Consider the following 12,854-nt stretch of genomic DNA (forward strand, 5'->3'; position numbering starts at 1 on the left):
CTTTTTGCTAATTTAATAATTTATGTTAATAAATGAATTCTTCATTCACAATTACATTTTTTCGGTTTATGAAGTAATTCATTTTTTCTCTAATCGATATATATTTCTGAAAACTCATTTTCTTATCAAATGATAATATGACTGAAATTTTTTCATTTGTTCTACTATATGGAAAGAAATACTTAAAGTTAAAATGCTGCTTAAGATTAACTTTATCGCTCTTTACTTGTTCGTCGCCCATAAACTCATTTAATGTAAAATTGTCATCATTAAAAAAATGAATTAGAAGTGTCCGATGATTGCCTGTATTCTGATTTTCATCTAATTCTACATCAGTTGTATAATTCACATCTGTAAATTCAAAAAATCCTAAACTCCTAATACTTTTATCATTACAAGTAAAGTAATTCTTTGCGGCTTCATTCTTGTGCATAGAAGCTTTTTTACGTTTATCTTGTAGATATTGAATATGAGGAATAGCTTGTTTTAACGTTAAGCGCTTATCTACATTAACCAACCAATTTGTAGTGCCTATAAGATTTTTTCTATTAAAGAGCGTTGAGTCAGGTTGTGTTTCATCATAAAAAATGTAGGCCGGTGAAACGTCTAAAACTTCAATAATTTCTGCACTTTCAATTTCTGGTAATTGTAGTACACGTTCGTTGTTGCAGCTTAAAAATGCAGTTGCCAATAAGAGGTATAAAAGCTTTTTCATTTATTTCTGCTTTAATTGATTAAATAAAGTTACACACTCCACGGCTTCTTTTACATCATGCACTCGTAAGATTTTTGCTCCTTTTTGCAATGCAACCATGTGCAAAGCGGTTGTGCCATTAAGTGCGTTTTCAGAAGTTGTATTTAGTGTTTTGTAAATCATAGACTTTCTAGATACGCCTGCTAAAATAGGTTTGTCAACTATTTGCAATAACTCCATATTGTTAAGTAGCTCGTAATTTTGTTCTGTTGTTTTAGCAAAACCAAAGCCAGGATCTATAATTATATCGTTGATTTTTGCAGCATGCGCCTTTGCAATACGTTCTGCAAAATAGCTGTTAATGTCTTTAATTAAATCGTCATAATCAGTTTGCTGTTGCATGGTTTTAGGATTGCCTTTCATGTGCATCATTATGTAAGGCACACCAAGTTGTCCAACGGTTGTAATCATGTTTTTATCTAAATGACTAGCCGAAATATCATTAATAATTGCCGAGCCAGCTTCAATACTTTTTTTAGCAACTTCACTTCTAAACGTGTCAATAGAAATTAGGGTTTCAGGATAATGCTTCAGAATAAGTTGTACAACAGGCACCACACGATTTAATTCTTCAGCTTCATTTACGTAATCTGCACCAGGACGCGAACTATAACCACCAATATCTATAAAAGTAGCACCTTCCTTCAGCATGGTTTCAACCTGTTTTAAAATGGAAGATTCATCTTTGTATTGTCCACCATCATAGAAGGAATCTGGTGTTACGTTAAGGATTCCCATTACTTTGGGAGTAGAGATGTCAATGAGTTTGCCTTTGCAGTTTATGGTCATGCTAGAGTTGTAAAATTTCATTTTAAAAAAGGCAAAGTTAACATATTCATAAACTTTTAAGTCCGAAATAAATGAATGGATACAGAACTTTGAACTTTAAACTAAATAAGCGAAATTTACAGAAATTTTTACGGAATTATATGCAAGATACATCAAAACAATACGATGCTGTTATAGAAAAGTGCAGAACACTTTTTGTAAATAAAATGAGCGATTACGGAAGTGCATGGAGAATATTAAGATTGCCATCGCTTACCGATCAGATTTTTATAAAAGCGCAGCGTATTAGAGGGTTACAAGAAAACGATGTAAGAAAGGTTGATGAAGGAGAAGTAAGTGAGTTTATAGGTATCATTAACTACTGTGTTATGGCATTAATTCAGTTAGAAAAAGGTGTTGTAGAGCAGCCAGATATGGGCACGGAAGAAGCAACAAAATTCTATGATGAAAAAGTGGCACTAACCAAAGAATTAATGATGAACAAAAATCACGATTATGGTGAAGCTTGGAGAGATATGCGTGTAAGCTCGTTAACCGATTTAATTTTACAAAAACTATTACGCGTAAAGCAGATTGAAGACAACGCAGGCAAAACCATTGTAAGCGAAGGTATAGATGCTAATTATCAAGACATGATAAATTATGCTGTTTTTGCCATGATTCATTTGGGAGAGGGAGAATAAATAAATAAATGAGTGTCTGGCAGAGCGCAATCGAAGCCTTAATAATTTAAAATAAATTCCTACTAACATAGGAATGAAAAAAACATGAAATACATCACACACATTAGCAGAATATTTGTTGGAGTTTTATTTATAATCTCTGGGTTTATTAAACTGAACGACCCTTTAGGGTTCTCCTATAAACTGCAAGAGTATTTTGGAGCAGATGTACTAAACATGGAATTCATGATTCCTTACGCCTTATTGCTTTCTGTTTTTGTTGTAGTTTTTGAGGTTGTTTTAGGTGTGTTTTTACTCATTGGTTACAAACCGAAATTTACAGTTTACAGTTTGTTGGCCATGATAGTTTTCTTCACATTTTTAACTTTTTATTCAGCATATTTTGATAAGGTAAAAGACTGTGGTTGTTTTGGTGATGCGTTAAAATTAACACCTTGGGAAAGCTTTACTAAAGATGTCATTTTATTAGTGTTAATATTGATTTTGGTAGCAGGTTTAAGACATATAAAACCATTATTTACTAAATTACCGACTACAGTTATTGCACTACTCAGTTTTATTGTGTCTTTATGGTTTGGTTACCATGTGTTAATGCATTTACCAGCTATCGATTTTAGAGCTTATGCAATTGGAAAGAACTTACCAAAGCAAATGGAAATTCCAGAAAATGCAGCAAAACCAGTTTTAGAATATACATGGACATTTAACGTTAATGGTGAAGAAAAAGAGTTTGTGACCAACGGAAGCTATCCAACTGTAGAAGGCGAATATGTTGGTGTTGAAACAAAGACAATAGATGAAGGTTATGTGCCACCAATCCAAGATTTTTCTATTGAGTCTGAAGATGAAAATCTAACGACTTATTTTATGGAAAAAGATAAGCTGGTAATGGTTGCAATGTACAATATAACAACTGCCGAGTCAGATGGAGTTGCTAAATTAAAAGCCTTTACAGACCAAGCTATTAAAAAAGGATATACTGTAATTGGTTTAACCTCTTCTGGCGAAGCTGAAAAACAAAAAGTGAAACAAGATTATAATCTTAATTTTGATTTCTACTTATGTGATGAAAAGGTGGTTAAAACAATTGTCCGCGCAAATCCAGGTATCGTTATTTTGGAAAAAGGAACAGTTGTAAATAAAGCACATTGGAATGATATTGAAGATATAGAGCTTTAATTTGATAAGATACTTCGTAAATAAACTATTCTACGCATTCATCACCTTATTAGGTGTAGTTACTGTTATTTTCTTTTTATTTACCATTCTTCCAGGTGATCCAGCAAAGATGATGTTGGGTCAAAATCAATCCGATGATCAAGTAAAGGCTGTTAAGAAAAAATATGGTTTTGATAAACCAATCGGAACACAGTTTTTGTACTATTTAAATGACTTATCTCCAGTGTCATTTCACTCTAATAACACAGAAGATTATACGTTTTTAAGCACTAATAAGTATAATGCAGCAAGGTTATTTACAATCGGAAATACTACAACGGTTGTAAAAACCCCTTACTTAAGAGAATCCTTCACTAAGCAAGGCAAAAAAGTAACAGATGTTATTGGTGAAACTATTCCCAATACCTTTGTTTTGGCCGTTTCAGCTATTGCAATAGCCATAATTCTTGGTATTATCTTAGGAATAATTTCAGCATTATATAGAGATACATGGATAGATAAAACCATACAAGTGCTAAGTACGTTTGGTATGAGTGTACCATCTTTTTTTAGCGCAATTCTGTTTGCATGGTTGTTTGGTTTTGTTTTGCACAAATACACCAATTTAGAAATGACAGGAAGCCTTTACGAATTAGATGATTTTGGTGAAAAAATGACCATAAAATGGAAAAATTTAATACTTCCTGCCATTGTTTTGGGTATTCGTCCGTTGGCTGTCGTTATTCAACTCATGCGTAACTCGCTATTAGATGTAATGAGTCAAGATTACATAAGAACCGCAAGAGCAAAAGGATTAAGCGAGTTTAAGGTGATAAAAAATCATGCTGTAAAAAATGCATTAAATCCAGTGGTTACAGCAATTTCAGGATGGTTTGCTTCTATGCTTGCAGGAGCTGTTTTTGTAGAGTATATTTTTGGTTGGAATGGTTTAGGAAAAGAAATAGTTAATGCATTAAATACTCTAGATTTACCAGTAATAATGGGATCGGTTTTAATTATTGCAATTGTCTTTATAACCATCAATATACTTGTTGATATTATTTATGCTTGGCTAGATCCAAGAGTAAAGTTATCTTAACAATTAACTGACAATTATCAATCGGCTTTCTTCTTTAAAGTCTTATTTTTGTATACTTCAAATTAAGTTGAATCAATTTTAAAAAAATCATGAGAAAACATATTGTTGCTGGTAACTGGAAAATGAATAATGATTTATCGCAAACTGAAGTTTTAATTAATGCTATGAAAAAGCAAGTAAAAACTTCAGATGCAGAGGTGATGATAGCGCCAACATTCACCAACCTATGGCAGGCCTTTCAATCCACTAAAGATTACGATGTAGAAGTTATAGCACAAAATATGCACTTCGCAGAAAGTGGAGCTTATACAGGTGAGGTGAGTGCTTCAATGTTAAAAAGTATAGGTGTAAATACTGTTATATTAGGCCATAGTGAACGCAGAGCCTACTTTAATGAAACCGATGAAACCTTAGCGAAAAAGGTTGATGCAGCATTAGAAAACGAAATGCGAGTTATTTTTTGTTTTGGCGAAGAATTAGCAGATCGTAAGTCAGGAAAAGAAGAAACTGTTGTAGAAAATCAAATTAAAAACGCATTATTCCATTTAGAAGCAGATGCTTTTAAGCATATTGTTTTAGCATACGAGCCAGTTTGGGCAATTGGTACAGGTGAGACAGCAACACCAGAACAGGCACAAGATATGCATGCGTTTATTAGAAAAACATTAGCAGCAAAATATGGTACTGAAGTTGCAGATTCTGTGTCTATCTTATATGGAGGAAGTGTAAAGCCAAATAATGCTCAAGAAATTTTTTCTAAACCAGATGTAGATGGTGGACTTATTGGTGGTGCTTCGCTTAAGGCTGAAGACTTCTTTGCAATTGTGAATGCATTTTAAATGACAAACCCAATTTACATAGGCTACGAGTTTAAGGTAGAACCACTTCAACCTGCTACAGAAATTTTAATTGCTGAGCTAGGTTATGCTGGTTTTGAAAGTTTTGTAGAAGATTCTGAAGGTGTTACTGCATACATTCAAAAAGACGATTGGAATGCATTTATTTTAGATGAAATTGAGATTCTTAATTCTGATGAATTTAAGATTACCTATGAGTTTGATGAAATAGAACAAACCAATTGGAATGCTGAATGGGAAAAGAATTTCAATCCAATAGTTGTAGACGATTTGGTAACTGTACGTGCTCCATTTCATGATAAACCAGATACAAAATTTGACCTCATTATAGAGCCAAAAATGAGTTTTGGTACAGGTCATCATGAAACCACACACATGATGATTCAGCATATTTTAAAAAATGATTTTAAAAATAAATCAGTTTTAGATATGGGTTGTGGTACTGGTGTTTTGGCCATTTTAGCAGAGAAAGTAGGTGCTACAAAACTAGATGCTATAGATATAGATAATTGGTGTTACCTCAATAGTTTAGAGAATGTAGAGCGAAATGATTGCGAACATATTTCGGTATACGAAGGAGATGTAAAGCTTTTAGAGAATAAACACTACGACACAATTATAGCTAATATTAACAGAAATATTCTATTAGCAGATATACCAAGTTATGCTAAGTGTTTGAATGCTAATGGAGAGTTGTATCTGAGTGGTTTTTACGAAGAAGACATTACAATGCTTGAAGATCTATGTAATAAACACATGTTAAAATTGAAAGAAACCCTAAAAAGAGGTGATTGGGTATCGTTAAAATTCATAAATTAGTGTAATTAAAACGAGAAATCCTCAAATCCGTTTGTAGTTATGACGAAAGAAAAATTATCTGAAGAATTACTCCTCGAAGAAGAAGTACTGAAACAAAATGAGATTGTTTTATTTAATGACGATGTGAATACCTTTGATCATGTAATAGATACACTAATCTACGCATGCGATCACACACCAGAACAAGCAGAACAATGTTCTATTATTGTACATTATAAAGGAAAGTGTACTGTAAAAACAGGTGCTTACGAAGATTTAAAGCCACGATGTTCCAAGCTTTTACAAGCAGGACTTAGTGCAGAAATAGTATAAAAAAGAAATCCCTCAATCGAGGGATTTTTTTATTTTGTAATTCTTCCAACCGCGCAACTCACAAAAGATTTAGCCTTTTTAGGAAGTGAGTTTTGCTCGCCAACAATTGGGTAACCAAGGTCTGAAAGTTTTGTTTTTACAGTTTCAAATTCTTTTTCTGAATTGTAATTAAAACTTACTTCGTCTGTGTCATTGTTAACTGAAACATCAGTTATGCCGTCTAGTTTAGATAATTGCGTTAGTATAGTATTAGCACAACCTCCACATTTTAGATTTTGTACTTGTACAGTCGTATTCTTCATTTTGTAATTATTTGCGTTTACAGGTATTCCATCCAAAAGGTAAATAAAGCGGACAGAAACTAATAAAACTTGTCAGTAAGAAAACAATAGCCAATGCCATTAAAACATAAGCCAGTGTACCTTCAATTACATTAAAATAATACAATAAGGCTATGCCAATTGCAATTACAATTCTAATGCCTTTGTCTAAACTTCCCATGTTCTTTTTCATAATAAAAGAGTTTTAAAGTGTTGATGGACAAACAAAATCGGTAGTAGGTAAGTTTGTTTTCTTAATAGCACCAAATCCGCCAGCAATGTCTACCAAATTATGATAACCTCTTGCTTTTAGGATAGAAGCTGCGATAACAGAACGATAACCACCTGCACAATGTACATAATAGGTTTTGTCCTTGTCTATTTGATCCATTTGATTGTTAATATAATCTAGTGCAAAATGCTGAGCATTTTCTAAATGCATGCTTTTATATTCACCATCTTTACGTACATCTAAAACATTTAATTCTGATGAGTTTGCTCTCTTTTCAAATTCTTCAGCAGAGATAGATTCTAAGGAGTCTATTTCTTTTCCTGAAGCCTTCCATGCGTCTATACCACCTTCAAGATAACCTAAGGTATTGTCGTAACCAACTCGAGATAATCTGGTAACAGCTTCTTCAGATTTTCCTTCTGGGACAACTAATAAGATAGGCTGTTTTATATCTGTGATTAAAGCACCAACCCAAGGGGCAAATTGTCCGTTTAATCCAATAAAAATAGAGTTAGGTATATGTCCTTTGATAAATTCAGACTGTGGTCTTACATCTAAAACAAGAGCAGATTCATGATTAGCCAATGCTTCAAACTCTTCAGGAGATAATGGATTGTTTCCAGTTTTAAGAATGTCATCAAAAGCATTATAGCCCATTTTATTCATCATGGCATTCTTAGCAAAATATTGTGGAGGTGGTGCAATACCATCAAGCACTTCTTCAACAAACTCTTCTTTGGTCATATCTGCACGCAAAGCATAGTTTGTTTTCTTTTGATCGCCTAAAACACCAACGGTTTCTTTGCTTAGATTTTTACCACAAGCAGAACCAGCTCCATGAGCAGGATATACGATAACATCATCAGCCAAAGGCATAATTTTTGTTCTTAATGAATCATATAACATGCCAGCTAAATCTCGTTCTGTAAGATCTGATTTTATGGCCAAATCAGGTCGGCCAACATCACCTAGAAAAAGGGTGTCTCCAGAAAAAATAGCATGGTCTTTTCCGTTTTTATCTTTAAGCAAATACGTTACAGACTCAAGTGTGTGACCTGGTGTGTGTAATACTTTTATAGTAAGCTCACCAAGTTTAAGTTCTTCGCCATCAGTAGCAGAATGAATATTGTATTCTGTTTGTGCACCTGGTCCAAAAACGATAGTAGCACCTGTTTTTTCAGCCAAATCTACATGACCTGAAACAAAATCTGCATGAAAATGCGTTTCTAAAACATACTTAATTTTGGCATTATTAGACTTTGCTTTATCTATATATTGTTGGGTTTCTCTTAATGGATCTATGATTGCAACTTCTCCTTTAGATTCAATATAATAGGCACCTTGAGCCAAACATCCTGTATATAATTGTTCAATTTTCATTAGTTGTAATTTTTTATTTAAACAGAAGTGAAGTCTGTGTAAAACCTTCTTACTCTTATAAATTTACGCTAAATTATAAAAGCAAAAAAATCTTAATGTACTATTTGTTACATAGGTCGCAGACTAATGCGGAAGCTTACGCTTTAAAAGTCCGTATACAAATGTGCCCACTAGTGTGGCAGCTATTACAATTAGTATAGAAAAAACACCTGTTCCTACCAAAATATACATTGGTCCTGGGCAAGCTCCGCAAAGTGCCCAACCTAGTCCAAAAATACTTCCACCAGCTATGTATCTAATAAGTCCTTTGTCTTTTAAAGGAACTCGCAAATAGGTGCCCTGGGTAGTTTTAAGGTGTTTCTTTTTTGCAATTAACAATAAAATAATACCTGTAAAAACAGCAGTGCCAATAATACCGTACATGTGGAAGGATTGAAACTTAAACATTTCATAAATACGATACCAGGAAACGGCTTCAGACTTAACTAATACAATTCCGAAGAATATTCCAACTAAAAAAAACTTTAAAAAATTCTTCATCTTAAAATAGTATTGGGAATATTAAATGAATCATTATTAAACCACCAATAAAAAAACCAATAACGGCAACTAAGGATGGTAGTTGTAGGCTGCTTAAACCTGTAATGGCATGTCCTGAGGTGCAACCGCCAGCGTAGCGTGTACCAAAGCCAACTAAGAAGCCTCCAACAATTAGTATGGTAATACCTTTAAGAGTTAACACATTTTCCCAAGCAAACAATTCCGGTGGTAAAAGACTGTTTCCTGCATTTTTAAAACCAAGCTCATTTAGATCTTTAACAGTCTCAGCACTGAGATTCATATCTATAGGGTTTGAAAGAAAAAAATGCGCAATAAATCCACCTGTAACAGCACCTAAAACAACAATGAGATTCCATCTATGGCTTTTCCAATCAAACCTAAAAAATTCAGAATATTTTCCAGCTCCACCAATAGCACACATGGTTCTTAAATTAGAAGACATGCCAAAAGTTCTGCCAAAATAAAGCAGTAAAAACATTGTAATAGCTATACATGGACCAGAGACATACCATGGCCAAGGTTCTTTAATTAGTTCCATTTAATTTTAAAATTTAAATTATTAAGGGATTTTTTTGAATAGATTAAAAATCTATAACATGAATTTTATTTCTTCCAAGAGTTATCCGTTCTTGTTTTTCAAGCTGTTTCAATAATCTTGAAACTACAACTCTAGAGGTATGCAAATCTTCTGCTATTTCCTGATGAGTAATTTCTAAATCTGTAGAAGCAGAAAGTTTTACCTTGTCTGTAAGATATTTAAATAGTCTTTCATCCATTTTCATAAATGCCAATGTGTCTATAGTTTCTAGCATTTCATCAAAACGTATTTGATAACTCTGTAAAATAAAACTTCTCCAGCTATCGTTGGTGTCAAACCAACTTCTCATCGTATCTATTGGTATCATAATAACAGTAGTATCCTCATCTGCAATAGCTCTTATCTTACTCACAGATTTAGCCATACAGCATGTTAGAGACATTGCACAAGTATCGCCAGATTCTAGAACATAAAGTAATAATTCACTACCTTCATTGTCTTCCCTTAATACTTTAATATTACCTCTTATTAAAAGTGGGACATATTTCAGTTCTTGACCAATATCAATAATGATATCGTTCTTTTTGAAGGTTTTGATATCTGCGACTTGAGATATGTTCTTGAGAATTTCTTCATCAAACAAATATGAAAACGGTTCTAAAATGTCTTTTGAAATCATGTTTCAAAAATAATCATTTAGATTTTCAAATAAATAGTTTGGTGATTTTTTAATAAAAGTTATATATTTGCAGCCCTTAAATAGGCCACGTGGCGCAACTGAATAGCGCATCTGATTACGGCTCAGAAGGTTGCAGGTTTGAATCCTGCCGTGGTCACTACAGCGGAGAATTAATCGTAAAAGATAGGTTCTCCGCTTTTTACATTTAGGCAATTAGTTTAGTGTTGTGGAGGTTGCTGTAAAATGATCTGCTTTTACGTAAAGATTAGTTAGTTTAATCAGTTTTTCATCTTCGTTTATATTTTCTTTTTCTGAGAAGTACTCTACAGATCATTTATGGAATTTGTCATTTTTTTTGATGTTTTAAGAAATCCAAAATTAGAAAATTCACTAAGTCGGGCTATTTCATATTAGAATTAAGTATTATCTTTCTCTCAAATTAAAATTTTAGCTTAAATATTTAAAAACACTCTTCGACAGAATCAAACCCATTTAACGTGTGCTTGATTAAAATAAGAACATTTTAGCTTTGTGAGTAATATTTATTTACATTTGTAAGTGTGTGAATAACACTTATAAGTGTAGTTTAAATGTTTTCATCGTTACTTTAATTATAAATAAAAAAACTCATTTGATATGAACAAAAAAATAGACCAGTTAGCAGTAAATAATATAAGGGCTTTATGTATCTCAATGGTAGAAAAAGCAAATTCTGGACATCCGGGAGGACCAATGGGTGGTGCAGACTTTATGCATATTCTTTACTCTGAGTTTTTAAATTTTGATCCATCGGATATGTCATGGGAATTTAGAGATCGTTTCTTTATGGATGCAGGTCACCTTTCTACGTTGCTTTATGCTCAATATTATTTGTTCAATAATTATTCAAAAGATGATATCAAAAATTTCAGACAATGGAATTCGGTAACTCCAGGACATCCAGAAGTTGATGTAAAACGAGGTGTAGAAAACACATCTGGACCCTTAGGTCAAGGTCATGTAATGGGTGTTGGAGCTGCAATTGCGGCAAAGTTTCTAAGTGCTCGTTTTGGAGATTGGATGAATCATAAAATATATGGATTTATTTCGGACGGAGGTATTCAAGAAGAAATTTCGCAAGGTGCCGGAAGAATTGCAGGTCATTTAGGTTTAAACAATTTTATAATGTTCTACGATGCTAACGATGTGCAATTATCTACGATGACAGATGAGGTAACTAGTGAAGATACAGCTATGAAGTATGAGGCTTGGGGATGGAATGTTATTACAATAGATGCTCATAACCATGATGAAATTAGAAGTGCTTTAAAACAAGCCAATGAAGAAGAAAAGAGACCGACTTTAATCATAGGTAAAACGATAATGGGGAAAGGTTGTGTTACTGCGGATGGTGAAAGTTATGAAGGACACTGTGAATTGCACGGAAAACCAATTGGAGATACTGGAGCTGATTATGAAGCTACTTTAAAAAATTTAGGAGCAAATGTTGAAGATTCTTTTGCCAAGTATGAGGATGTAGAGAAATTCTATTTAGAACTCATAGAAGATAAGAAAGAGAAGGCTGCAGCAAAAAAGAAGGAAATTGAAGATTGGAAAAATTCTTACCCAGACTTAGCTAAGAAATTAGATAGTTTCTTTTCAGAAGATTTACCAGAATTAGATTTTGAATCTATTGAATACAAAGAAGGTTTAGCAACACGTGCAGCATCTTCTGCAGTATTAGGTTATTTAGCACAACATGTTGAAAACATGATTGTCTCTTCTGCAGATTTATCTAATAGTGATAAAACGGATGGATTCCTAAAGCATACTAAATCTTTACAAAAAGGAGATTTTTCTGGTGCATTTTTACAATCAGGTGTAGCAGAATTAACTATGGCCGCAATGGCAAACGGAATGGCTTTGCATGGAGGTGTAATTCCTGTGGTGGCAACATTCTTCGTGTTTTCGGATTATATGAAACCAGCTATACGTCTGAGTGCTATTCAGGAATTACCTGTTAAATACGTTTGGACTCATGACGCATTTAGAGTTGGTGAAGATGGGCCAACACACCAACCTGTAGAACAAGAAGCTCAGATAAGGTTGTTAGAAAAGCTTAAAAATCATAGCGGACACTCAAGCTTCTTAGCTTTAAGACCAGCTGATTCTGCTGAAACCGTAGCATCATGGAAATTAGCTTTAGAAAACAAAAACACACCAACAGGTTTAATACTTTCTAGACAAGGAATAAAAGATTTACCAACAAACGGCGAATCTAGATATAAAGATGCATCACATACATCAAAAGGTGGTTATGTGGTTAAAGATGTTGAGAATCCGGATGTGGTTTTAATAGCAAATGGCTCTGAAGTTTCGACGCTGATGGAAGGTGCTAAACTTTTAGAAGAAAAACTAAGTATAAAATCAAAAGTAGTCTCTGTACCGTCTGAAGGATTGTTTAGGCAACAATCAAAATCTTATCAAGAAGAAGTCATTCCATCTGATGTAATTTCTTTTGGTTTAACAGCCGGATTACCTGTTAATCTAGAAGGTTTAGTAGGAAGAAACGGTAAAATATTTGGGTTAGATCACTTTGGGTATTCAGCACCTGCGAGTGTATTAGATAATAAGTTTGGGTTCACGGGAGAAAATGTTTTCAATCAAGTAAAAGAACTATTAAATAAATAAAAG

Annotated in this window: 15 protein-coding genes and 1 tRNA gene; 8 read left to right on the top strand and 8 right to left on the bottom strand. The window is 33.4% G+C overall.

The window, feature by feature from the left end:
- Positions 1 to 25: 25 nt before the first annotated feature.
- Together V1468_RS15730 and folP are read right to left on the bottom strand one after the other, a co-directional pair.
- Positions 26 to 715, bottom strand: coding sequence for a hypothetical protein (locus tag V1468_RS15730; protein ID WP_331811166.1), 690 nt, complete (start codon positions 713 to 715; stop codon positions 26 to 28).
- Positions 716 to 1,543, bottom strand: coding sequence for a dihydropteroate synthase (gene folP, locus V1468_RS15735; protein WP_331811266.1), 828 nt, complete (start codon positions 1,541 to 1,543; stop codon positions 716 to 718).
- A gap of 140 nt (positions 1,544 to 1,683) precedes the next feature.
- On the opposite strand from folP, the gene V1468_RS15740 reads away from it, so the two are divergent.
- From V1468_RS15740 to V1468_RS15765, 6 genes are all read left to right on the top strand, one after another.
- The gene (locus V1468_RS15740) at positions 1,684 to 2,226 is read left to right on the top strand and encodes a DUF1599 domain-containing protein (protein ID WP_331811167.1); all 543 of its coding nucleotides are present in this window, start codon (positions 1,684 to 1,686) and stop codon (positions 2,224 to 2,226) included.
- Positions 2,227 to 2,310: 84 nt separating this feature from the next.
- Positions 2,311 to 3,405, top strand: coding sequence for a BT_3928 family protein (locus V1468_RS15745; RefSeq protein ID WP_331811168.1), 1,095 nt, complete (start codon positions 2,311 to 2,313; stop codon positions 3,403 to 3,405).
- 1 nt (position 3,406) lies between these two features.
- The gene (locus V1468_RS15750; protein WP_331811169.1) at positions 3,407 to 4,483 is read left to right on the top strand and encodes an ABC transporter permease; all 1,077 of its coding nucleotides are present in this window, start codon (positions 3,407 to 3,409) and stop codon (positions 4,481 to 4,483) included.
- Between the two features lie 89 nt (positions 4,484 to 4,572).
- Entirely contained in the window at positions 4,573 to 5,322 is a 750-nt protein-coding gene (tpiA, locus tag V1468_RS15755) for a triose-phosphate isomerase (protein ID WP_331811170.1), read from the top strand.
- Positions 5,323 to 6,159, top strand: coding sequence for a 50S ribosomal protein L11 methyltransferase (gene prmA / locus V1468_RS15760; RefSeq protein WP_331811171.1), 837 nt, complete (start codon positions 5,323 to 5,325; stop codon positions 6,157 to 6,159).
- Between the two features lie 39 nt (positions 6,160 to 6,198).
- Complete coding sequence (locus V1468_RS15765) at positions 6,199 to 6,471, top strand: ATP-dependent Clp protease adaptor ClpS (RefSeq protein WP_138433690.1); 273 nt, start codon at positions 6,199 to 6,201, stop codon at positions 6,469 to 6,471.
- Between the two features lie 29 nt (positions 6,472 to 6,500).
- Here the strand turns inward: V1468_RS15765 and V1468_RS15770 are convergent, their stop codons facing one another.
- The 6 genes from V1468_RS15770 to V1468_RS15795 form a co-directional block, all read right to left on the bottom strand.
- Entirely contained in the window at positions 6,501 to 6,773 is a 273-nt protein-coding gene (locus V1468_RS15770; RefSeq protein ID WP_331811172.1) for a heavy-metal-associated domain-containing protein, read from the bottom strand.
- A 7-nt stretch (positions 6,774 to 6,780) separates the two neighbouring features.
- On the bottom strand, positions 6,781 to 6,984 hold the full coding sequence (locus V1468_RS15775; protein ID WP_331811173.1) for a YgaP family membrane protein: 204 nt from the start codon (positions 6,982 to 6,984) through the stop codon (positions 6,781 to 6,783).
- Positions 6,985 to 6,996: 12 nt separating this feature from the next.
- Complete coding sequence (locus V1468_RS15780; protein WP_331811174.1) at positions 6,997 to 8,403, bottom strand: MBL fold metallo-hydrolase; 1,407 nt, start codon at positions 8,401 to 8,403, stop codon at positions 6,997 to 6,999.
- 123 nt (positions 8,404 to 8,526) lie between these two features.
- The gene (locus V1468_RS15785; protein WP_331811175.1) at positions 8,527 to 8,943 is read right to left on the bottom strand and encodes a DUF6691 family protein; all 417 of its coding nucleotides are present in this window, start codon (positions 8,941 to 8,943) and stop codon (positions 8,527 to 8,529) included.
- A gap of 1 nt (position 8,944) precedes the next feature.
- Positions 8,945 to 9,502 (bottom strand): YeeE/YedE family protein, encoded by a 558-nt coding sequence (locus V1468_RS15790; RefSeq protein ID WP_331811176.1) that lies wholly within the window; start codon positions 9,500 to 9,502, stop codon positions 8,945 to 8,947.
- A gap of 43 nt (positions 9,503 to 9,545) precedes the next feature.
- Positions 9,546 to 10,181, bottom strand: a complete 636-nt coding sequence (locus V1468_RS15795; protein ID WP_331811177.1) for a Crp/Fnr family transcriptional regulator — start codon at positions 10,179 to 10,181, stop codon at positions 9,546 to 9,548.
- An 83-nt stretch (positions 10,182 to 10,264) separates the two neighbouring features.
- Between V1468_RS15795 and V1468_RS15800 the strand changes: the two genes are divergently transcribed.
- Both V1468_RS15800 and V1468_RS15805 read left to right on the top strand, forming a co-directional pair.
- Positions 10,265 to 10,338: transfer RNA gene (locus tag V1468_RS15800), tRNA-Arg, on the top strand.
- Positions 10,339 to 10,817: 479 nt separating this feature from the next.
- Positions 10,818 to 12,851 (top strand): transketolase family protein, encoded by a 2,034-nt coding sequence (locus tag V1468_RS15805; RefSeq protein WP_331811178.1) that lies wholly within the window; start codon positions 10,818 to 10,820, stop codon positions 12,849 to 12,851.
- The last annotated feature ends 3 nt before the right edge of the window (positions 12,852 to 12,854 follow it).

The sequence above is a fragment of the Winogradskyella poriferorum genome (genome assembly GCF_036553625.1).
Taxonomy (GTDB): domain Bacteria; phylum Bacteroidota; class Bacteroidia; order Flavobacteriales; family Flavobacteriaceae; genus Winogradskyella; species Winogradskyella poriferorum.